General features: G+C 54.6%; 19 protein-coding genes. 12 read left to right on the top strand and 7 right to left on the bottom strand.

Annotated elements, in window-relative coordinates:
• Nucleotides 1-157: 157 nt before the first annotated feature.
• From HX773_RS00290 to acnA, 3 genes are all read left to right on the top strand, one after another.
• Nucleotides 158-316, top strand: a complete 159-nt coding sequence (locus tag HX773_RS00290; RefSeq protein ID WP_071531660.1) for a YmiA family putative membrane protein — start codon at nt 158-160, stop codon at nt 314-316.
• 3 nt (nt 317-319) lie between these two features.
• A complete protein-coding gene (locus HX773_RS00285) occupies nt 320-499 on the top strand; it encodes a hypothetical protein (RefSeq protein ID WP_064738813.1) in 180 nt (59 codons plus the stop codon).
• A 444-nt stretch (nt 500-943) separates the two neighbouring features.
• Complete coding sequence (gene acnA / locus HX773_RS00280; RefSeq protein WP_176969983.1) at nt 944-3625, top strand: aconitate hydratase AcnA; 2682 nt, start codon at nt 944-946, stop codon at nt 3623-3625.
• Between the two features lie 48 nt (nt 3626-3673).
• On the opposite strand, the gene ribA is transcribed toward acnA, so the two are convergent.
• Nucleotides 3674-4267: a GTP cyclohydrolase II gene (gene ribA, locus HX773_RS00275; protein WP_008106521.1), complete on the bottom strand. Its 594-nt coding sequence runs from the start codon at nt 4265-4267 to the stop codon at nt 3674-3676.
• Nucleotides 4268-4494: 227 nt separating this feature from the next.
• Here ribA and pgpB point away from each other — a divergent pair, with 227 nt between their 5' ends.
• The 5 genes from pgpB (at nt 4495) to yciH (ending at nt 8101) form a co-directional block, all read left to right on the top strand.
• Nucleotides 4495-5259, top strand: a complete 765-nt coding sequence (gene pgpB, locus HX773_RS00270; RefSeq protein WP_176969982.1) for a phosphatidylglycerophosphatase B — start codon at nt 4495-4497, stop codon at nt 5257-5259.
• Nucleotides 5260-5387: 128 nt separating this feature from the next.
• Nucleotides 5388-5693, top strand: coding sequence for a LapA family protein (locus HX773_RS00265; RefSeq protein WP_008106517.1), 306 nt, complete (start codon nt 5388-5390; stop codon nt 5691-5693).
• Between the two features lie 6 nt (nt 5694-5699).
• The gene (gene lapB / locus HX773_RS00260; protein ID WP_110866246.1) at nt 5700-6869 is read left to right on the top strand and encodes a lipopolysaccharide assembly protein LapB; all 1170 of its coding nucleotides are present in this window, start codon (nt 5700-5702) and stop codon (nt 6867-6869) included.
• A gap of 201 nt (nt 6870-7070) precedes the next feature.
• Complete coding sequence (pyrF, locus tag HX773_RS00255) at nt 7071-7778, top strand: orotidine-5'-phosphate decarboxylase (RefSeq protein ID WP_176969981.1); 708 nt, start codon at nt 7071-7073, stop codon at nt 7776-7778.
• Entirely contained in the window at nt 7778-8101 is a 324-nt protein-coding gene (gene yciH, locus HX773_RS00250) for a stress response translation initiation inhibitor YciH (RefSeq protein ID WP_176969980.1), read from the top strand. The genes pyrF and yciH overlap by 1 nt, the downstream gene beginning before the upstream one ends.
• A gap of 68 nt (nt 8102-8169) precedes the next feature.
• Here the strand turns inward: yciH and osmB are convergent, their stop codons facing one another.
• Complete coding sequence (gene osmB, locus HX773_RS00245) at nt 8170-8388, bottom strand: osmotically-inducible lipoprotein OsmB (RefSeq protein ID WP_008106509.1); 219 nt, start codon at nt 8386-8388, stop codon at nt 8170-8172.
• Between the two features lie 246 nt (nt 8389-8634).
• Here osmB and araD point away from each other — a divergent pair, with 246 nt between their 5' ends.
• From araD to HX773_RS00230, 3 genes are all read left to right on the top strand, one after another.
• The gene (gene araD, locus HX773_RS00240) at nt 8635-9333 is read left to right on the top strand and encodes an L-ribulose-5-phosphate 4-epimerase (protein ID WP_176969979.1); all 699 of its coding nucleotides are present in this window, start codon (nt 8635-8637) and stop codon (nt 9331-9333) included.
• Between the two features lie 548 nt (nt 9334-9881).
• Nucleotides 9882-10865, top strand: a complete 984-nt coding sequence (kdgT, locus tag HX773_RS00235) for a 2-keto-3-deoxygluconate transporter (protein ID WP_007892437.1) — start codon at nt 9882-9884, stop codon at nt 10863-10865.
• A gap of 145 nt (nt 10866-11010) precedes the next feature.
• Entirely contained in the window at nt 11011-11877 is an 867-nt protein-coding gene (locus HX773_RS00230; protein ID WP_007892438.1) for a crotonase/enoyl-CoA hydratase family protein, read from the top strand.
• Nucleotides 11878-11892: 15 nt separating this feature from the next.
• On the opposite strand, the gene pdeR is transcribed toward HX773_RS00230, so the two are convergent.
• From pdeR to HX773_RS00205, 5 genes are all read right to left on the bottom strand, one after another.
• Nucleotides 11893-13878: a cyclic di-GMP phosphodiesterase gene (gene pdeR / locus HX773_RS00225; protein ID WP_176969978.1), complete on the bottom strand. Its 1986-nt coding sequence runs from the start codon at nt 13876-13878 to the stop codon at nt 11893-11895.
• 156 nt (nt 13879-14034) lie between these two features.
• Nucleotides 14035-14331 (bottom strand): YbdD/YjiX family protein, encoded by a 297-nt coding sequence (locus tag HX773_RS00220; protein WP_176969977.1) that lies wholly within the window; start codon nt 14329-14331, stop codon nt 14035-14037.
• Nucleotides 14324-16390 carry a carbon starvation CstA family protein gene (locus HX773_RS00215; protein WP_176969976.1) on the bottom strand — a complete coding sequence of 689 codons (2067 nt, stop codon included), beginning with the start codon at nt 16388-16390 and terminating at the stop codon, nt 14324-14326. Before HX773_RS00215 ends, HX773_RS00220 begins: the two co-directional genes overlap by 8 nt.
• 184 nt (nt 16391-16574) lie before the next feature.
• Nucleotides 16575-18509 (bottom strand): exoribonuclease II, encoded by a 1935-nt coding sequence (locus HX773_RS00210; RefSeq protein ID WP_176969975.1) that lies wholly within the window; start codon nt 18507-18509, stop codon nt 16575-16577.
• 124 nt (nt 18510-18633) lie between these two features.
• Nucleotides 18634-20940, bottom strand: coding sequence for an FdhF/YdeP family oxidoreductase (locus HX773_RS00205; RefSeq protein WP_176969974.1), 2307 nt, complete (start codon nt 20938-20940; stop codon nt 18634-18636).
• A gap of 244 nt (nt 20941-21184) precedes the next feature.
• Between HX773_RS00205 and HX773_RS00200 the strand changes: the two genes are divergently transcribed.
• Complete coding sequence (locus HX773_RS00200) at nt 21185-22774, top strand: PTS transporter subunit EIIC (protein ID WP_176969973.1); 1590 nt, start codon at nt 21185-21187, stop codon at nt 22772-22774.
• Nucleotides 22775-22779 lie beyond the last annotated feature (5 nt).

Below are 22779 nucleotides of genomic sequence, written 5' to 3'. Positions count from 1 at the left end.
TTAAATTTATCTCATCAATCTTTTGCGTTTTGATAAATAGCGTTAATCGTTGTGCTCAATAAAAATAACTGGATTTTCGGTCTTAACAAGTTTAGGATTCGTCCTAAATCTTAATCGTTGTCATCAATCGTTTTATTGAGAGTGATTATCAAAAACTATGAATACGAGAATAACTGTACAGCCGGGCTTCCGGACTAAAAGCACCAAAGTTGAGCGTACTGGCAACACCCGTCGCAAAGCTTGGATGACTGTCTTCGCTGCTTCAGCACTGTTCTGGGTAGTGGTGGCGTTAATGATTTGGCGTATGTGGGGTTAAGCCATGTGGGCAAATACACTCAGTCGTAAGCATCCGGTTTCTGCGCGTCAGCCGCAAACGCCTGCGTGCAAAGTTAAAGACGTTGTCTCAACTGAACCACAGGTCACCATTCCGACTTCGTGGGAACTCAGTGAGAATCAGCGCAACTTTATTGAATCCTTCATGGATATGAAGTCGAAATAACGCAGCCTGCGTTCCGTTCCATATTTAGACGTTTAGTCCCTCTTTTTGCCGGATTATCCGGTGGGCAAGTTAAAAGCCCGTCCTTTAACACTCAGCATTAAAAAAACGGTGTCATCAGTACAACGCTGAAGACGGTGGACTTTTTTTGCCCGGAATCCGGGAGGGAGTGAATTATGAACATCAATACAACGACATTATCCTGGGTAAGCGTATATACCTTTTCCCTGGCTTTTTGGGCCGCCGCCTTTTGGGCGATGATTTAAGCCCTAACTCAAATTAAACTGAATGATATAAATGCCCTGACAAACGTCGGGGCATTTTTCATTGTGTTTTAATGTGTCAATTCGTGTTGTTATCAAAACGTTAACGGCAATGTAGTCTATCTTTAAGTTAAACCTTGCAGTCACTGAGGTTTAAAAAGAGATTCACTTACATGGAGGCGCTATGTCGTTAACGTTACGCGAGCAGAGTCAGGACACGCTGGATGTTCGGGCAAAAAAATATCATTACTACAGCTTGCCCAAAGCAGCTCAGCAATTGGGCAATATCGATCGCTTGCCCAAGTCGATGAAAGTCCTGCTGGAAAACCTATTGCGCTGGCAGGATGGTGATTCTGTCACGCTTGAAGATATTGAAGCGCTGGTCGCCTGGCAAAAAGATGCTCACGCCGATCGTGAGATTGCCTATCGTCCTGCGCGTGTATTAATGCAAGATTTTACCGGCGTACCGGCGGTTGTAGATTTGGCTGCCATGCGCGAAGCGGTGAAACGTCTCGGCGGCGACGTCGCCAAAGTCAATCCCTTATCCCCGGTAGATCTGGTCATCGACCACTCTGTCACCGTGGATCATTTCGGTGATGACAAAGCCTTTGGTGAAAATGTGCACCTGGAAATGGAGCGCAACCATGAGCGCTACGTCTTCCTGCGTTGGGGGCAAAAAGCCTTCAATCGATTTCGCGTAGTGCCGCCGGGCACCGGGATTTGTCATCAGGTCAATCTGGAATACCTCGGTAAATCTGTCTGGCATGAGACGCTGAATGGGCAAGAGGTTGCCTATCCCGACACATTGGTGGGCACCGATTCGCACACCACCATGATCAATGCGCTCGGCGTACTAGGTTGGGGCGTTGGTGGCATTGAAGCTGAAGCGGCGATGCTTGGCCAGCCGGTCTCAATGCTGATTCCTGACGTAGTCGGTTTCAAACTCACTGGTAAGTTGCGTCCGGGCATTACCGCAACGGATCTGGTGTTAACCGTCACGCAAATGCTGCGCAAACACGGCGTTGTAGGTAAATTCGTAGAATTTTACGGCGACGGTTTAGCCGACCTGCCGCTTGCCGATCGCGCAACTATCGCCAACATGGCACCAGAATATGGCGCGACCTGCGGCTTTTTCCCTGTCGATGACGTCACCCTGAGTTATATGACGCTCACCGGCCGCGATGCGGAGCAGGTTGAACTGGTTGAAGCTTATGCTAAGCAACAAGGCATGTGGCGCAACGCGGGTGATGAGCCGGTGTTCACCAGCTCTTTAGCGCTGGATATGGATGAAGTTGAATCCAGCCTGGCCGGACCAAAACGTCCGCAGGATCGCGTATCACTGGGCGATGTGCCCACCGCCTTTGATGCCAGCAATGAACTGGAAGTCAATCAGGCGCAAAAACCGCACAAAACCGTCAGCTACCGCGATAGCGAAACCGGAGAAAGCTATCAGCTGGATGACGGTGCGGTCGTGATCTCGGCGATTACCTCCTGTACCAATACCTCAAATCCAAGCGTGCTGATGGCTGCCGGTTTGCTGGCGAAGAAAGCCGTTGAACGCGGTCTGATGCGCAAGCCTTGGGTTAAAGCCTCGCTGGCACCCGGTTCCAAAGTGGTTTCTGACTATCTCGCTGTAGCCCAGCTCACGCCATATCTGGACAAGTTAGGATTCAATCTGGTCGGTTACGGTTGTACTACTTGTATTGGTAACTCCGGTCCATTACCGGATGCGATTGAAAGCGCGATTAAAGAGGGCGATCTCACGGTTGCCGCCGTGCTTTCAGGTAACCGTAACTTCGAAGGACGTATTCATCCGTTGATTAAAACCAACTGGCTGGCTTCGCCGCCGCTGGTGGTTGCTTATGCCTTAGCGGGTAATATGAAGCTCAATCTTCAATCCGATCCGCTCGGCCAGGATCGACAGGGCAACGATGTTTTCCTCAAGGACATCTGGCCGTCGCCGGAAGAGATTACGGAAGCGGTGCAGAAAGTCACCAGCGATATGTTCCACAAAGAGTATGCCGAGGTGTTTGACGGCACGCCGGAGTGGCAGCAAATCAAAGTGAGCGAAGCGGCTACCTACGATTGGGATGGCGATTCGACCTACATTCGTCTGTCGCCATTCTTTGACGACATGGAGAAAACGCCGAAGCCGGTGCAGGATATCAAAGGCGCGCGCATTCTGGCGATGCTGGGTGATTCCGTCACCACCGACCACATATCTCCGGCGGGGAGCATCAAAGCCGAAAGTCCAGCCGGACGCTATTTGCTGTCGCATGGCGTTGAGCGCACCGATTTCAACTCTTACGGTTCGCGTCGTGGTAACCACGAAGTAATGATGCGCGGCACCTTCGCTAACATCCGTATTCGTAACGAAATGGTGCCGGGTGTGGAGGGCGGTTATACCAAACACTTCCCGACTAACGAGCAGCTGGCGATTTACGACGCGGCGATGAAGTATCAGCAGGAAGGCGTGCCGTTAGCGGTGATTGCCGGTAAAGAGTACGGTTCCGGCTCCAGCCGTGACTGGGCAGCGAAAGGGCCGCGCTTACAAGGCGTGCGCGTGGTTATCTCCGAATCCTTCGAGCGTATTCACCGCTCTAACCTGATTGGTATGGGAATTCTGCCGCTCGAGTTTCCGGCTGGCGTGACGCGTAAAACGCTGCAGCTTACGGGTGAAGAGTTTATTGATGTGGCGAACCTGTCGCAGCTGAAGCCGGGTGGCACGGTAACCGTAATTCTGACGCGCGCGGATGGCAGCAAAGAGACGCTGGAGACGCGCTGCCGTATTGACACCGGTAATGAGCTAACCTATTACCAGAACGACGGCATTTTGCATTACGTGATCCGCAACATGCTGAACTAAAAGAAAAAGCCGGGATTTCCCGGCTTTTTTATTTGCTATAAAGACTGCTTAAGACTTTGGCAACAGATGGCCCATTTTCTCGGCTTTCGTATCGAGATAGTGCGCGTTTTTCGGGTTACGCCCGACAACCAACGGCACGCGTTCAACGATATTGATACCGGCTTCGGTCAGAATCTCAACTTTGCGCGGATTGTTCGTCAGCAAGCGCACTTCATTGACGCCCAACAGTTTGAACATATCTGCACATAACGTGAAGTCACGCTCATCAGCGGCGAAACCGAGCTGATGGTTGGCTTCGACCGTGTCGTAGCCTTTATCCTGCAACGCGTAAGCACGGATTTTATTCAGTAATCCGATGTTACGTCCTTCCTGACGGTGATACATCAGAATGCCACGACCTTCTTCCGCGATCGCCGTTAACGCCGCTTCCAGCTGGAAGCCGCAGTCGCAGCGCAAGCTGAACAGGGCATCGCCGGTGAGACATTCGGAATGGACGCGCGCCAACACCGGATTGTGATCGCTAATATCACCATAAACCAGCGCGACATGGTCGTGGCCGGTTGCCAGTTCTTCAAAACCAACCATCAGGAAATCTCCCCATGGCGTGGGCAGTTTGGCTTCTGCTACCCGTTTAAGCTGCATGTGACTCTCCAGAACCTTCAGAGGATGCGCTATCATCATGATAACGCACGGGCCATGTGCCCGGTGAAACTTACGCTATTGTGCCACAACCCGAACGGCTGCCGTTAATCGGTCAGAGTGATTGTAGTGATAAAGCACAATTATCCAAGTCGCAATGGGTATGTTATTCTTTTTTCAGCTAAAGTTATGCATAACGCACCTGTTAATGCGGATCTAAAAGGAAGCGAATGTTAAAAATCATTCAGCGCACCACCTTAGGGGCGTTTTTATTGTTGCTGATGCCGTTGGGCGTATGGATATCTAACTGGCAATGGCAACCCGGGGAAAGTGGCAATCTACTTCGCGTGCTGTTTTGGATGACGGAAACCGTCACCAATCCGTGGGGAATCCTTACCAGTATTATCCTCAGCGCATGGGTGTTGTGGTGTTTACGTTTTCGACTTAAACCCGCGATTCTGCTCCTTCTCATTATGAACGGCGCGATTCTTGCCGGTCAGTACACCAAATCCTCAATCAAAGAGCGTGTGCAGGAACCGCGCCCGTATGTTATCTGGCTGGAAAAAAGTCATGGCATTAACGGTGATGAGTTTTATCAGCTTCATCGCCAGCAGCGCGGCGAAATGGTCTCAACTTTGCTGGCCAACGATACCCAACTGCCGCAATGGCTGAAGAATCATTGGGCGTTTGAAACCGGCTATGCATTTCCTTCCGGACACACCATGTTTGCCGCCAGCTGGGCGCTTTTAGCCATCGGCTTATTGTGGCCGCGCCGCCATTTTGCCACGGTTGCCGTATTATTCGTTTGGGCGACCGCGGTGATGGGCAGCCGCCTGGTATTAGGAATGCACTGGCCGCGTGATTTAGTGATGGCAACGCTGATATCCTGGTTGTTGGTGACCGTTGCCACGCTGCTGGCTCAGCGTTTCTGCGGCCCGCTCACCATCCCGCCAGAAGAACATCGTGAGATCGCGCAACGTGATGATGGATTGTAATTAGGCTATTCATCCCCATATGATTGATTGTGCTTGCAGAAAAAAGCGCTAACAGAAGTGGGGATAAGCAGCATCGACGGCGGTTTTTTGGCATACTTCTATTGGATAACCTCTCGACAGGACGCATTGTGAAATATTTGCTTATTTTTCTCGTGGTATTGGTCATTTTCATCATCTCCGTCACGCTCGGAGCGCACAACGACCAAGTCATCACCTTTAACTATCTGCTAGCGCAGGGCGAATTCCGCATTTCAACACTGCTCGCCAGTCTGTTTGGCGCTGGATTCCTGCTGGGATGGGCGATTTGTGGTCTGTTCTGGTTACGCTTACGTGTTTCCCTGGCAAATGCGCAGCGTAAACTTAAACGTATGCAGGCACAGAATGAACAATCAACCGCAGTGACTACATCACCAACTGCCAGTCGTCGGGATTAATTTTCGATGCTTGAATTGCTGTTTCTGCTTCTTCCTGTTGCTGCGGCATATGGCTGGTATATGGGCCGACGCAGTGCACATCAGGATAAGCAACAGGAAGCGAACCGCCTGTCGCGCGATTATGTGACCGGCGTAAACTTCCTGCTCTCCAATCAACAGGACAAAGCGGTTGATCTCTTTCTCGACATGTTGAAAGAGGACAGCGGCACGGTTGAGGCGCATCTGACGCTTGGCAACCTGTTCCGTTCGCGTGGTGAAGTTGATCGCGCCATTCGCATTCACCAATCCCTGATGGAAAGCGCGTCACTTAGTTATGAGCAGCGCTTACTGGCGATCCAGCAACTCGGCCGCGATTACATGGCCGCGGGCTTGTACGATCGTGCCGAAGATATGTTTGGGCAACTGGTGGAAGAGACCGATTTCCGTATCGGCGCGCTGCAGCAATTGCTGTTGATTCATCAGGCTACCAGCGACTGGCAAAAAGCCATCGACGTGGCGGAAAAGCTGGTTAAGCTCGGCAAAGACAAGCAGAAAGGCGAAATTGCCCATTTCTACTGTGAGCTGGCGTTACAGGCATTAAGCAGCGACGACCTTGATCGGGCGATGAGCTTACTGAAGAAGGGCGAGTCAGCCGACCACCAAAGCGCGCGCGTCTCAATCATGATGGGCCGCATTTTGATGGAGCAGGGCGAGTACGCCAAAGCCGCCAGCCGATTGCAGCGCGTGCTGGAGCAGGACAAAGAGCTGGTGAGTGAAACCTTACCCATGCTGGAAACTTGCTACCAGCGCCTGAACCAACCCGAAAACTGGGCACAATTTTTACAGCGTTGTGTCGATGAGAATACCGGCGCCGCAGCGGAGCTTTATCTCTCCGATATTCTTGAACAGCAGCAGGGCCCGGAAGCGGCACAGCTGTATATCAACCGTCAGCTTCAGCGTCATCCGACTATGCGCGTGTTCCATCGTTTGATGGATTTCCACTTACACGAAGCGGAAGACGGACGTGCGAAAGAGAGCTTGATGGTGCTGCGCGACATGGTCGGCGAGCAGATTCGCACTAAGCCGCGATATCGCTGCCAAAAATGTGGCTTCACTGCCCATGCTCTTTACTGGCATTGCCCATCTTGTCGCGCCTGGTCTTCGGTTAAACCTATCCGTGGGCTCGACGGCCAATAATGGCCGTAAATCTCTTCTGTTTATCTCTTATTAGTTACAACATACTAATGATTCTAATTATGACGCTGCCTCGACATCGTGCAGCAAGCGGTCAAACAGGCAAGTTCTGGCGGCAGCGTGATTGTCGGCACCGGCCTGCGCAGGTAGAATGCTTGCCGTTTGTCCATCGCGCCTGCGGGTGCCTGTCACTGAGGAAACGTTATGCCTGTAACCACTTCACCTATTCTGGTGGCACTCGACTATCATGATCTCAACAGCGCGCTGCAGTTTGTAGACCGCATCGATCCAAGCCAGTGTCGCCTGAAAGTGGGCAAAGAGATGTTCACGCTGTTTGGTCCATCGCTGGTGAAAACGCTGCAGGAACGGGGTTTTGAAGTGTTCCTCGATCTCAAGTTTCATGACATCCCAAACACCACCGCACATGCAGTCGCGGCAGCAGCCGATCTTGGCGTGTGGATGGTGAACGTGCACGCCAGCGGTGGCGCTCGCATGATGAACGCGGCTCGTGAAGCGCTCGTGCCATTCGGCAACGATGCGCCGCTGCTGATTGCCGTCACCGTGTTGACCAGCATGGATGAGGACGACCTCAAAGGTTTGGGCATTACCTTGTCTCCAGCCGAGCAGGCTGAGCGACTGGCGCGTTTGACCCGCGATTGCGGCCTGCACGGCGTGGTTTGTTCGGCGCAGGAAGCCGCGCACTTTAAGCAGGTGATTGGTCAGGATTTCGCGCTGGTTACGCCTGGCATTCGTCCGGCCGGCAGCGATGCGGGCGATCAGCGCCGCATCATGACGCCGCAGCAGGCAAAACTCGCCGGTGTGGATTATATGGTCATCGGGCGTCCGATCACCCAATCCGCCGATCCGGCCGCCACGCTGCAGCAAATCCTGCAGAGTTTACAGGAGGCTTAATGGCTCAGGACAATCGATTGGTGTATTCGACCGATAGCGGTCGTATCACTCATGAAGAAGAGAAAGCACCGCGGCCGAAAGGCGATGGCATCGTGCGTATTCAGCGCCAAACCAGCGGACGAAAAGGTAAGGGCGTGTGTCTGATTACCGGTATCGATCTGGATGATAGCGCGCTCGAAAAATTGGCTGCTGAACTGAAGAAAAAGTGTGGTTGCGGTGGGGCAGTGAAAGAGGGCGTGATTGAGATTCAGGGCGATAAACGCGATTTGATAAAAACGCTGCTGGAAGCCAAAGGCATGAAAGTCAAACTGGCGGGCGGTTGAAGCAGTTCGGGCCACTTTTAGGTGGCCCGTTGTTAAGTAGATGCGCTGCGTAGCCTGATAATTATAATTTATTTGCTGATCTGGTGACCGATGATGCCGCCGACGGCTGCGCCACCAACGGTACCGAGTCCGCTACCGTTGGTCAGCACTGAACCACCAATGGCACCGGCACCCGCACCGATTGCGGTATTACGGTCGCGTTTAGACCAATTCGAACAGCCGCTCAGCGCGACAACTAATGTTGTTGCCAATACGGCAGCAGTAAGACGTTTCATTGTTGTAGTCATTAACTTCTCCTTGATTGTTAACACCGAGGTAACGCTATAAGTATAGATGTTACGCCACACTCGGCAGGGTAAAACGGTCCTAAAGTGCGAGTTTGCAAGCCACTTCTTGTTTAATCATCGAAACCAACCCGCGCCACACATTTAACGCCTTAGCCACTTTCCGCAGCTTTTACAGCCGTTCCATCCATAACGCTTTTTCTCCCTGCTCCGCACAATTCAGCTATCACAGTTTGCAGGAGAAAAAAGATGCTGGAAGCGTTAAAGCAGCAGGTGCTGGAAGCTAATCTCGATTTACCCCGTTACAACCTGGTCACTTTTACCTGGGGCAATGTCAGTGCGGTGGACCGGGATCGGGGTTTATTGGTGATCAAGCCGTCTGGCGTGAAGTACGAGCAGATGCAGCGCGACGATATGGTGGTGGTCGATCTCGCCAGCGGCGAAGTGATTGAAGGGAAGATGCGCCCATCCTCGGATACCGCCACGCATCGCGCGCTTTATCTCGCCTGGCCAGAGATCGGCGGCATCGTGCATACGCACTCGCGCCATGCCACCATTTGGGCGCAGGCTGGACGTGAAATCATCGCGTTGGGCACCACGCACGCCGATGATTTCTACGGCACCATTCCCTGCACGCGGCAGATGAAGCGCGAAGAGATTGAGCAGGAATACGAGTGGAATACCGGGCAGGTGATCGTTGAAACTTTTGCGCAGCGCGGAATTGAGCCAGCAGCAATCCCCGCCGTGCTGGTTAATTCCCACGGCCCGTTTGCCTGGGGCAAAGATGCGCATGCTGCGGTACACAGTGCGGTGGTATTAGAAGAAGTGGCTTATATGGCGTTGCATACTGAACAATTGCGCACTGAGTTACCGCCGATCTCGCAAACCTTGCTTGATCTGCACTACCTGCGTAAGCACGGTAAAAATGCGTGGTATGGCCAGAATTAATGCTGGCTGATAACAGAGGTACCTGCGTCAATTAAGCCTATGACGAGCGCGCAGGCCGGGGTCACTTTTGGTCCGGCTGTCCTCGCGCCGCTTGCGCGGTACCTTCACTTCACTCGTCTGCCGGACGGACCGGCGGAGACGGGACTTCCATGTCCCGGCTCCGCCTTTCGCCCGCGTCCTGCGGGCTCTCCTGGCTTCCTCGCTTCGTTCAGCGCTGCGGATTGCCGGCCCAAAAGTGACCCCGGCCTGCTCATAAGCTTCCGTGCGTGTTGTTGAAAAGGGCAGATTTGGCAGATGTGTCAGCGCCCGCAAAGATAATCCATCCTTTGAGCAAAAACGTCTGCTGGCTCCTCTCTTTTAACTTCCAATCATCTGGTATGGCGATGCGCATCATAAATACAAAATGATCAATCAATAAAAATAAAACAGCGTTTCATTTATGTATTTGTGATCACTTTTTTCCTTTCTGCCAATCGTTATCTTGCTCGCCATGCCATCTGGCAATTCATAAAAACACCTCCCTCTGGCTCAGTTAAGGTGACACCCTTATGCATATCAAACGTGCAATCGATAAAATTCCTGGCGGTATGATGCTGATTCCGCTGTTTTTGGGCGCGCTGTGTCATACGTTCTCTCCGGGCGCAGGTAAATACTTTGGTTCGTTCACCAATGGGTTGATGACTGGCACCGTACCGATTCTTGCGGTGTGGTTCTTCTGCATGGGCGCATCCATCAAACTCAGCGCCACCGGCACGGTGCTGCGTAAATCGGGCACGCTGGTGCTAACCAAGATTGCGGTGGCGTGGGTTGTCGCGGCGATTGCTTCACGTGTGATGCCGGAAAACGGCGTGGAGGTGGGTATGTTTGCCGGACTCTCCACGCTGGCGTTAGTGGCGGCGATGGATATGACCAACGGCGGTTTATACGCTTCCATCATGCAGCAATACGGTTCGAAAGAAGAGGCCGGTGCGTTTGTCCTGATGTCGCTGGAGTCCGGGCCGCTGATGACGATGGTGATTCTTGGCACCGCGGGCATAGCCTCATTCGAGCCACATGTCTTCGTTGGCGCGGTACTGCCGTTTATCGTCGGGTTCGCGTTGGGTAATCTTGATCCCGAACTGCGCGAGTTCTTTGGCAAAGCGGTACACACGCTGATTCCGTTCTTTGCCTTCGCGTTGGGCAACACCATTGATTTGACCGTTATCGCGCAAACTGGCCTGCTGGGCATTATGCTGGGCGTTGCAGTTATCATTGTCACCGGCATTCCGCTGATTATTGCCGATCGCCTGATTGGCGGTGGCGATGGTACGGCGGGGATTGCGGCATCGAGTACCGCCGGCGCTGCGGTGGCCACGCCAGTGTTGATTGCCGAGATGCTGCCACAGTTTAAACCGGTCGCACCCGCCGCTACGGCATTAGTCGCCACGTCGGTAATTGTGACCTCCGTCATTGTACCCATCATCACCGCGGTTTATTCACGACGCGTTAAGCGATCTCATGTTGCCGTGGGGCAACGCGCTGCCATCAAGTAAGCCCGCTAATGCTTCCCCGGCCGCTGGTCGGGGATATCTCTGGATTTTGCTTTATAAATCAATCTCTCATTTGGTCTGGCCTCACTCTGGATTACGCTGATGTGGCGTTTAACGCACTACATAAACATAAACAGAGGATGAGACAATGACAGTAATTAACCAACCGACATGCAGACTGTTCACCGAAGTTGGACAAACCACACAGCTCGCCGCCTACTATGAAGAGGGCCGCCGCACCATGTGGATGATGCTGCGTGCGCAACCCCGTCCGAGTTTCAACCACGAATTAATTGAGGAGATCATGAACCTGAGCTATTCCGCTCAGCGTTCCGGTCTGCCGATTGATTTCTGGGTGACGGGATCGTTAGTGCCACAGATGTTTAACGCCGGAGGCGATTTGCGTTTCTTCGTGGAATGCATTCGCAACAACCGTCGTGAAGCACTGCGCGCTTATGCGCGTGCCTGTGTCGACTGCATCCACTCCGCCGCGCGGGGTTTCGATACCGGTGCGGTCACGCTGGCGATGATTGAGGGCAGTGCGCTCGGCGGCGGCTTTGAAGCGGCGCTGGCACATCACTTCATTCTGGCGCAAAACAGCGCACGCATGGGCTTCCCGGAGATCGCGTTTAACTTGTTCCCCGGCATGGGCGGCTACTCGCTAGTGGCGCGTCGGTCTGGCATGAAGCTGGCCGAAGAGCTGATTATGGAAGGAGAATCACACAGCGCGGAGTGGTATGAAACGCGTGGTCTGGTCGACAAAGTGTTCCAGCCGGGCGATGGTTATCGCACCACACGCACCTTCATCGATACGTTACGTCCAAAGCTGAACGGCGTGCGGGCAATGCTGAAAGCGCGTCAGCGCGTATTGCAGTTATCACGCGCTGAGCTGATGGATATCACGGAGGATTGGGTCGATTATGCCTTCACACTGGAACCAAAAGACATTGCTTACATGGAACGACTGGTACAACTGCAGAACCGTCATAGCGCATCCTTGCGCAAAGCCGGCTAATCTCGCAAACCAGCGTTAAACGCGGGCAGGATGCTTAGCCAGCCAATGCCCGAGCTGTTCTGCGGGCATTGGTTTTGCATAATAATAACCTTGACGCCCATCAACACCATTGGCCATAACAAACTTCTCTTCGGCTTTGGTTTCAATGCCCTCGGCAATCACCTGCAGCTTCAGGGCTTTGGCTACCGCGACAATCGCACGCACCAGCGACTGCGCCACGGGTTGTTTGTTGATATTACGTACAAAGCTCTGATCCAGCTTAATGGCATCAATAGGGACGCGCGCCAGCTGGGAAAGCGAAGAGTAACCGGTACCAAAGTCATCCAGATGCACCTGCGCGCCCAGCTCCTGAAACTGTTTCATCAGCATCAGCGCACCGGCTTCATTCTCTATCAGACAGCTTTCCGTCAGTTCGATATCAATCGGGCAATCGGTCAAACCGGCTTCATTCAATGCCTGCTTCAGATCGGTGTAAATACTTTGGTCGATCAATTGCTTAGCCGAGACGTTAACCGCAACGCGCAGATAGATGCCTTCGCTGCGCCACTTGATGATCTGCTGCAGCACGTTGAGCATCACCCAGCGGCCCAGGGGCACGATCAAACCGGACTCTTCGGCATACGAGATAAAATCGCCCGGCGGTACCAGGCCGCGCTCCGGCGAGTTCCAGCGCACCAGCGCCTCGGCGCTCAGCACTTCGCCCTCGGCATTGAGCTTCGGTTGGTAATGCACCACCAGATGATCCAGCTCGAGCGCTTTGCGCAGGTTGGTATCGAGCCACAAATACTCAAACACGCGCTGATTCATCTCGTTAGCGAACACGCAGAACTTGCCGCGCCCATTCTCTTTGGCGTGATACATCGCGGTATCGGCGTTACGAATCAGGCTTTCGCGATCTTCGCCATGCAGCGGGGCGAGGGCGATACCAATTGAGCAGCCGCTGTAAACTTCAATCAGGCCAATGCGGAACGGCTGACGCAGCCGCTCAAGAATGCGCGACGCCATCGCTTCCAGCGCTGCCTGGCTGGTGTGTTCCGCCAGCACCACAAACTCATCGCCGCCAAGGCGCGCCAGCGTCTGGTCTTTGCCAAGGCAGCTGAGGATGGCCAGCGACACCGCTTGCAGCAGCTGATCGCCAAACATATGGCCGTAAGCGTCGTTCACCTTCTTAAAATTGTCTAAATCGAGGTACACCACGCCGGTTTGACTGCCATTCGCCAGCTCCAGTGCCAGACTAATCTGCTGATGGATCGCGTTGCGATTGGGTAAACCGGTGACGGTATCGGTATTGGCCAGTACGCGCAGGCGTTCCTGAGCGCGGCGCTCTTCGGTTATGTCGGTTCCGGAACAGATGAGGAAAATTTCATTTTTTCCGCTACCGCTGTGAACGAACTTATTACGAAACAGAAACAGTCGCTGACCTTTACGGGTTTTTATCCAGCGTTCAACTTCGTAAGAACTGCCTTCACTGAAGAAACCGGCGATATTACGGCGTGATGCCTGCGCTTCCTGCTTGGTCATAAACAGCTGGAATACGTTGCGGCCAATCACTTCCTGCTCTTTCAGCCCGGTATACTCTTCACTCAAGCGATTGAAACGCTGAATATTGCCGCGTTGATCGAGGATCACGATGACGGAATTCGCCTCAGAAACCACTTGCTCGGCGAAGGATAATCCCAGCGTCAAATCGCGCGCGACAGACGACGTATCGCCCCAAGCTGAAGAGGTGCCAGCCCAGGTAGATTGATTGACTTTACGGCCGACAAAATGCATCGGAACGGGTTCGCCATGCAGTGACAGCGTGAGGTTAATACTTGAGGTAATGACCGTCATCGCACGTAATAAACTGGCCTGTGCGGGAGTCAGCGGAACCGCCATATTGGTGTTCGCGTTCTCATCTTCGGCAAAATGCAGAGCATCACTATCTGAAGTTAAACGCCAATGAGGGCTGGTGGTGCCAAACAAGGTATATAGCAATGTTTGCCCTTGTTCATCGGTCATGGAAACTTCCTCCGGGGGAATGCTCAGCGGGCGGTATCTCATTATTTTAGCAACAGTATTCAACCTCCTGCGTCAGCACAAGATGCAATCCAAATATATTTTTGTTTTTATTAAAGAATGGCACGAAAAAGCCCCGGCAAGCGGGGCTGATCTCTGTTAGCAAGGGCACTTACCCAGTTTTCCGGCCTGGCTGGGAAAGCGGGCATCGAGGCAGTGACGGTGAAAAGCGCGCTCATCCATGGGGGCGATGGTTGGATGATGTTCGCGCATATGCTTCAGATAAGTTTGATAGTCATGAACGCCGACCATTAAACGAAAACTTTGCTGCAATCCCTGCCAGATGCGCTGCCAACGCGTAAGATTATGCCCAGCCATGGCGGGTGCGATTGGTAAGCACTGCTGAATGTGCCACGCCCCGGTGGGTTTTCTCCAGTGATAAATGGACTCAGACATTTCGCACCTCTTTGCGCAGTGAGATCTCAGATTCATGGGTGGTTGGCACCGTGCTGTTGAGCGCCCGACGAATCACGAAGAAGGCTGCCACCAGCATGGTCACTGCCACCAGCATGAAGAAGGCGCACAGGGCCGCGTTAATTTGATTGCTGAAGACGATGGTTTGCATGTCAGCAACACTTTTGGCGGGAGCGATGACGATTCCGTCATCAATGCCTTTGCGGAACTTGTTGGCCTGCGCAAGGAAACCAATCGACGGTTTCTCGTGGAAAATCTTCTGCCAGCCCGCGGTCATCGAGGTAATAAACAGCCAGGCGGTCGGAACAATTGTCACCCACGCATAGCGCTGCTTCTTCATTTTGAACAGCACCACGGTGCCGAGAATCAGCGCCATTGACGCCAGCATCTGGTTGCCGATACCAAACAGCGGCCACAGCGTATTGATGCCGCCGAGCGGATCAACCACGCCCTGATAGACGAAGAAGCCCCAGCCCGCCACAGCGACGGTGGTTCCCGCCATGTTGCCCAACCATGAACGGTTATTCGCCATCGATGGCACCACGGTGCCCACTAGATCCTGCACCATAAAGCGACAGGCGCGGGTACCGGCATCCACAGCGGTGAGGATAAACAGCGCTTCAAACAAGATGGCGAAGTGATACCAGAACGCCATCATGGCGCGGCTGTTAAACACTTCGGTAATGATATGCGCCATGCCGACCGCAAAGGTTGGTGCGCCACCGGCACGCGAAAGAATGGTGCTTTCGCCGACGTCGCGCGCAATGCCGCTCAGCATCTCTGGCGTCACCACGAAGCCCCAGCCGTTGATCACCTGCGACGCATTTTCCACCGTGCTGCCAATCAGTGCGGCAGGCGAGTTCATGGCAAAGTAGACGCCCGGATCAAGCACCGAGGCACAAATCAGCGCCATGATCGCCACAAAGGATTCCATCAGCATCGCGCCGTAGCCGATAAAGCGGATATGACTTTCTCGCTCCACCAGTTTCGGCGTAGTGCCGCTCGAAACCAGCGCATGGAAACCTGAAATGGCGCCACAGGCGATGGTGATAAACAGGAACGGGAACAGCGCACCGGAGAAGACCGGCCCGGTGCCATCAATAAATTTGGTCACCGCAGGCATTTTCATCTCGGGCATGGCAAACACGATGCCGATGGCCAAACCAATAATCACGCCAATTTTCAAGAAGGTGGAGAGATAATCGCGCGGCGCCAGCAGCAGCCACACCGGCAGCGAAGAGGCGACAAAACCGTAGATCACCAGCACCCACGTCAGCTCGGTGCCTTTCAGCGTGAACAGCGGGCCCCAATAGGGATCGGCCGCTACATTGCCGCCGTAAATAATCGCCGCCATCATCAGCACAAAACCAATGATCGACACTTCCGCGATTTTTCCCGGACGCAGGAAGCGCATATATACGCCCATAAACAAGGCAATCGGAATGGTTGCGGCAATGGTGAACAAGCCCCACGGACTGTTGGCCAGCGCCTTCACCACCACCAGAGCCAGCGCGGAGAGGATGATGATCATCACACCCAGCGCGCCGAGCATGGTGACCACGCCAGCGAACGAGCCGAGTTCCTGACGTGCCATCTCACCCAGCGAGCGGCCATCACGACGCGTTGAGATAAACAGGATCAGGAAATCCTGCACCGCACCAGCAAACATCACGCCAACTAAAATCCAGATGGTGCCAGGCAGGAAGCCCATTTGCGCCGCGAGGATCGGACCGACCAGCGGGCCCGCACCGGCAATCGCCGCAAAATGGTGGCCGAACAGCACCCATTTATTGGTAGGCACATAATCGAGGCCGTCACTTAAGCGCTCCGCCGGCGTGCGACGGCGATCGTCCAGTTCGAAAATACGCTTGGCGATAAACAGGCTGTAAAAGCGATAGGCAATGCTGTAGCAGGCGACGGAGGCAATCACCAGCCAGACCGCGTTGACGTGTTCGCCACGGCTGAGGGCCAGCATGGCAAATGCGCCCGCGCCAATTAACGCCACCGCTAACCAGATGAGACTGGTTTTGACGTTGTTCATGAGTTAACTCCTTGTAGGGACCGGGAAAAGAAGCGATCGAATACAACAAGTTAAAAGTAATGTAATGAATTGTTAACGACAGGCAGAGGCGTTAGAAATGTGAAGCGGAATGCAAATTTAACATTTGCTAAAGCGGGCGGAGAGAAATGCGGGATAACGGCTGTTATCCCGCGAGTTTTCATGCTCAGGCGGCCGGACGTGCAACCACGCTGCGGGTTTCCATACGCACTTCGGCGATGGTCACGTCGATGATGTCCGTCACATGGTAAGCGACTTCACCTTTTACCTGCACGGTGCCGCTTTCCTGCGAGCACACCAGCTCATCACGCACCGCGTGGATGAACGGCGCAGGGATGAAGGCCACCGCGCCATTCTCCAGCAGACGAACGCGCATGCCGCCGCGAGACACGTCGATGATCTCGGCGCTGAACTTGCGATCGGTAGCGGCAAACGGTGCGAGGAAGCGTGCGTACAACCAGTCACCGACATCGCGCTCGGCCATGCGGTTCAGGCGACGACGTTCGCTCATGATGGTCGTCAGCTCATCCTGCGGACGGCCAGTGCTTTCGCCGCGCACGATCGCTTTCAGCAAGCGATGGTTGATCATGTCGCCGAACTTACGAATCGGCGAAGTCCAGGTCGCGTAGGCGTCGAGGCCAAGACCAAAGTGCGGGCCCGGCTCGGTGCCGACTTCTGCAAACGACTGGAAGCGACGAATGCGGCTATCGAGATACTGGGTTGGCTGCGCATCGAGTTGACGACGCAGCTGGCGGAAGCCTTCCAGCGTGGTAATCGCCTGCGGATCCACGGTGATGCCATGACCCGCCAGCACGCCAGCGGCCTGCTCAGCGTTGGCCAGATCGAAACCGGTGTGCAGGTTATAGATACCGAAGCCCAGCTTCTCCTGCAGCACTTTCGCGGCACAGACGTTAGCCAGAATCATCGACTCTTCAACGATGCGATTGGCGATGCGACGTGGCTCGGAGATGATATCCAGCACTTCGCCTTTCTCGCCCAACACAAAGCGGTAGTCCGGACGATCTTTAAACACCAGCGCGTGGGTTTGACGCCACTCGCTGCGCGCCAGGCAAACCTGATGCAGCAGGCGAATCTGCTGGGCAATGGCGTCGTTCTCAGGCTGCCAGCTGCCGCTGTTTTCCAGCCAATCGGAAACTTCGTCATAAACCAGTTTAGCTTTCGACTCGATCCACGCAGCAAAGAAATGCACATCATCAGCCAGGCTACCATCTTTCAGCACGGTAACGCGACAAGCCAGTGCAGGACGGCGCTCGTTCGGACGCAGGGAACAGACGTCGTCAGAGAGTTCGCGCGGCAGCATCGGAATGTTGAAGCCCGGCAGATAGTTGGTGAACGCACGTTTCGACGCCAGCTTATCCAGCTCGCTGCCTTCCGGCACATAAGCGGTCGGATCGGCGATGGCGATGGTCAGGATCAGATTGCCGTCGGCGGCTTCTTCCACGTACAGCGCATCATCCATATCCTGGGTGCTGGCGCTGTCGATGGTGACGAAGTTCAGTGCGGTCAAATCTTCACGCTGCAGATTTTCGTCGAGCATCTCACCGAAACCGACGTCCGGAGCCTGACGTTCGAGGTTATGGCGCGACAACGTTACCCACCACGGCGCGAGGTGATCGTCCGCGGTGACAATGAATTCGGTCAGTTCGGCATAGAAACCGCGATCGCCTTTCAGCGGGTGACGACGCATCTCTGCCACCGCCCAATCGCCGTTCTGGAAATCGTGGCTCACGCCACGTTCGGCACGGCACTGAATCGCCTCTTTCAGCAGCGGATGGTCCGGCACAATTGACAGGCGATCGTCTTTCTTCTGCACGCGGCCGACAAAGCGGGTCAGGAACGGCTCAACCAGGGTTTCCGGCTCGGCACTCTCGCGGTCTTTATCGGTGTGGATCACGGCCGAAATGCGGTCGCCGTGCATCACTTTCTTCATCTGCGGTGGCGGAATGAAGTAGCTTTTCTGGGCATCAACTTCGAGGAAGCCAAAGCCTTTTTCCGTACCTTTAACAACACCTTCGACGCGCGGAGTCTGCGCGTGAAGCTTCTCTTTAAGCTGCGCGAGCAGCGGATTATCCTGGAACATAATTTATATAGTTTCGTGGCCTAAGAGCGGCTGACAGTTTTACGCGAATCGGGTCCGCGCGGCAAGGCCAAAACAGGCTAAAAAGCCGCTTAACGCGGCTTTTTACCTTCTGATAACGCTTTGGTCAGGCGATACGTTGTGACGGTACGGCGGCGGTTAATGCCAGCTTCACCGGCACCGATTTTGAGGTCGGCGTGCCGCTGCCGTCGCCAAAGCTGGAGAGCGGCACCAGCGGGTTGGTTTCCGGATAATAAGCCGCAAGATTACCGCGCGGAATGTTATACGGCACCAGCTTGAAACCGCTGACGCGACGGGTTAAACCGTCATTCCACAGCGTTTCGATATCCACCAACTGGCCTTCAGTGAAGCCCAGCGACGCCATATCGTCCGGATGGATAAACACCACTTCGCGCTGACCGTACACGCCGCGATAACGGTCATCGAGGCCGTAAATCGTGGTGTTGTACTGATCGTGTGAACGCAGCGTTTGCAGCGTGAACGGCACCGCGACATCGCCTAACTGCGGGAACAGCGACGTCGGCAGGGCGGCGGCGCTGAACTCGGCACGTTTGCTCGGCGTATTGAAGCGCAGCTCGGCGGCAGCGCTACCCAGGTAGAAACCGCCCGGAATGTCGCACTTGTTATTGAAATCAGCAAAGCCCGGAATAGTGGCGGCGATGTGATCGCGAATCAGATCGTAATTGCCTGCCATCGCCAGCCAGTCGATTTTGTCGCTGCCTAGCGTCGCATGGGCGATGCCAGCCACAATCGCGGTTTCAGAACGCTGCGTCTCCGCCAGGGGAATACCGACGCCTTCTGAGGCGTGCACCATGCTGAACGAGTCTTCCACGGTGATGTACTGATTGCCGCTTGCCTGGCGATCGCGTTCGGTACGGCCCAGCGTCGGCAGAATCAGCCCTTCGTGGCCCGGCACCAAATGGCTGCGATTGAGTTTGGTGCTGATGTGCACGGTCAAACCGCAATGCTGCAACGCTTCTTCGGTGACCGGTGAATCCGGTGCGGCCGCCGCGAGGTTGCCGCCGAGCGCAATCAGCACTTTCACTTCGTCACGCAGCATCGCGTTCAGCGCTTCAACGGTGTTGTGACCGTGCTCGCGCGGTGGCTCGAAATCAAAGTGCGCGCCGAGGGCATCGAGGAACGGCTTGCCCGGTTTCTCATCGATGCCCATGGTGCGGTTGCCCTGCACATTACTGTGGCCGCGCACCGGACACAGTCCTGCGCCTTTCTTGCCCAACTGACCAAACAGCAGCTGCAGGTTGGTGATCTCGCGAACGGTATCCACCGAGTGTTTATGCTGGGTAATGCCCATCGCCCAGGTGACAATCACGCGTTCAGCACTTTGATAAATCGCCGCCGCTTCACGAATCTGCACTTCGCTCAGACCAGATTGGCGCACGATATCGTCCCAGCGGGTGTTATCGACGGCGGCAAGATATTCGTCTATGCCGTGAGTATTGGCATCGATAAATGCCTGATCGAAAATGCCTTTCTCTCCGGCTGCCAGGCGTGCACGCTGTAGCTCGAGCAGGGCTTTCACCATGCCGCGCACCGCCGCCATATCGCCGCCCAGATTAGGCTGGTAATAGGCAGAACTGATAGTGCCGGCCATCGACGTGACAATTTCCAGCGGCTTCTGCGGATCGGCAAAACGCTCAAGGCCGCGCTCGCGCAGCGTGTTAAAGGTGACGATTTTTGCGCCGTGATCGGCCGCGTGCCGCAGGCTGTGCAGCATGCGCGGGTGGTTGGTGCCCGGATTCTGACCCAACACGAAAATCGCGTCAGCGTGATCAAAATCGTCCAGACGAATGGTGCCTTTACCCACGCCGATGCTGCGCTTCAGGCCGGTGCCGCTGGCTTCGTGACACATGTTGGAGCAGTCGGGGAAGTTGTTGGTGCCCATCACGCGGCCAAACAGCTGATACAGCCAGGACGCTTCGTTGCTGGCGCGGCCGGAGGTATAAAGCTCCATTTGATTTGGATGATCCATCGCCTGCAGGTGGCGAGCAATCAAGGCTAACGCATCGTCCCAACTGATCGGTTCGTAGTGGTCGGTCGCGCTGTTGTAGCGCATCGGATGGGTTAAGCGTCCCTGATACTCAAGGAAGTAATCGCTCTGCTGATAAAGAGTGCTGACGCTGTGCTGGGCAAAAAATTCCGGCTCAACCACACGACGCGTGGCTTCCCACGTCACCGCTTTCGCCCCGTTTTCACAGAAGCTAAAGGTGCTTTTGTTGTCATCGCCCCATGCGCAACCTGGGCAGTCGAAACCGCGCGCTTTGTTCATGCGCATCAGGTTACGCAGGTTTTTCAGGGCAGCTTTACTATCAAGGACAAAACGGGTGGTGGCTTCCAATGAACCCCAGCCGCCCGCAGCAGCGCGATAGGGTTGAATCTTACGTTTAAATTTCATAGTTGCAGGCTTATTTGTTTATGAGTTGTTATCAGAATATGTCTTCTGTTAGCGGGAAGTGTGCGACTCTCCTTAAAAGTTGTCTAATTGATTGGTTTAATGGTGCGATAGGCGGCGTTTATCGTGAAACGCGAGTAAAGCGTGACCTAAGTCAAACTTTCCCGGCTGTTAAGGGGCGGCAGTTACGTGCGGCTGAGATAACTGGCTAATAATTGCTCTTTCCATTCTGAAAAGGGCACGCAGCATGAAGAATCTGGCAAGCCAAATTCACGCCTTCGGTAAAGCCTTAATGATGCCCATCTCGGTGATCGCTGCCGCAGGGATATTTCTTGGCCTGGCCGCCGCAATGCAAAACCCAGCCATCACCGGCGATGCCTTCGCCAATCTGCAGGTGCCACAGCTGATCATCGGGTTTATCCGCAAGGTGGCGGGCGCGCTGTTCGCCAATCTGCCGCTGTTCTTTGCGGTGGCCAGCGCCATCGGACTGGCGAAAGCAGAGAAACCGACCGCCGCCTTTGCCGCCGTGATTGGTTATATCGCCATGAACGTCGGCATCAGCTCCACGCTGGCGTCGAAAGGTTTGACGGCCATTACCACCACGCCAGAAGCGCTGCAGAAAGCGGGCATGGATCAAACCGCAGCGATGATGACGTCGGCCGAATACATCGACATGCTCGGCATCTTTACTTACAACATGAGCGTGCTGGGCGGCGTGATTGCCGGATTGATTACCGTGCTGCTGCACAACCGCTTTTACACCCAGCAACTTCCGACGGCGATCAGCTTCTTTGGCGGACGCCGCTTTGTGCCGATCGTGACCGTGGTGGTGCTGCCGCTGGTGGGCGTGCTGCTGGCGTTGATTTGGCCGACCATCGGCGAAGGCATCGCGTGGGTGGGTTTGATGATTGGTAAAAGCGGGCAATACGGCGCCTTCCTGCTTGGCACCAGCGAACGTCTGCTGATTCCTACCGGATTGCATCATATTCTCAACGAAACCGTGCGCTTCACGCCGATTGGCGGCATGGCAACGGTAGATGGGCAAAGCATCGTCGGCGCGCTGAACATCTTCAACACCTCGCTAACGCATCCCGGTGCCATCCCGGACGAAACGGTGCGCGGCGCTACGCAGTTCCTCGCGCAGGGCAAAATTCCGGTGATGATGTTTGGCTTACCGGCCGCCGCGCTGGCGATCTATCACACCGCGCGTCCTGAGCATAAGCAGCGCGTCAAAGCGCTGGTGCTGGCCGGTGCCCTGACCTCCTTTACCACCGGCATTACCGAGCCGCTGGAGTTCTGTTTCATCTTCGTTTCGCCGGTGCTGTATATCCTGCATGCGCTATTAACTGGCTTGTCATTTATGTTGATGTCGATGCTGCATTTGATGATTGGTAACGTGCAGGGCGGCGCGATCGATCTGGTGGTGTTCGGCATTCTCGGCGGCAGCAAAACGCACTGGTGGTGGACGATTGTGCTCGGCGTGATTTACGTGCCGATTTACTACTACGGTTTCCGTTTGGTGATCACGCGGATGCGGGTTGAAACGCCGGGACGGGAATCCGATGAGGAGCACAAACCCGAACAGGTTGCGGCGGATGAGCGCACCAAAGTGATCATCAGCGGGCTGGGCGGCGAAGCCAATATAGAGGACGTCGATTGCTGTTTCACCCGGCTGCGCGTGCGGGTCAAACAGATGAATGAAGTGGTCGATCAAACTTTGCTGACCACCGGTGCGAACGGCATCAATCGCGTCAGCGAACACGATATCCAGGTGATTTATGGCCCGCAGGTCGAGAAGATCGCCAACGACGTAAAAAGTGCCTTGGGTGTGGCGTAACAAAA

This window comes from Pantoea sp. B9002 (assembly GCF_013385945.1).
GTDB lineage: Bacteria > Pseudomonadota > Gammaproteobacteria > Enterobacterales > Enterobacteriaceae > Pantoea.
This window is presented reverse-complemented; position numbering and strand designations above follow the sequence as displayed.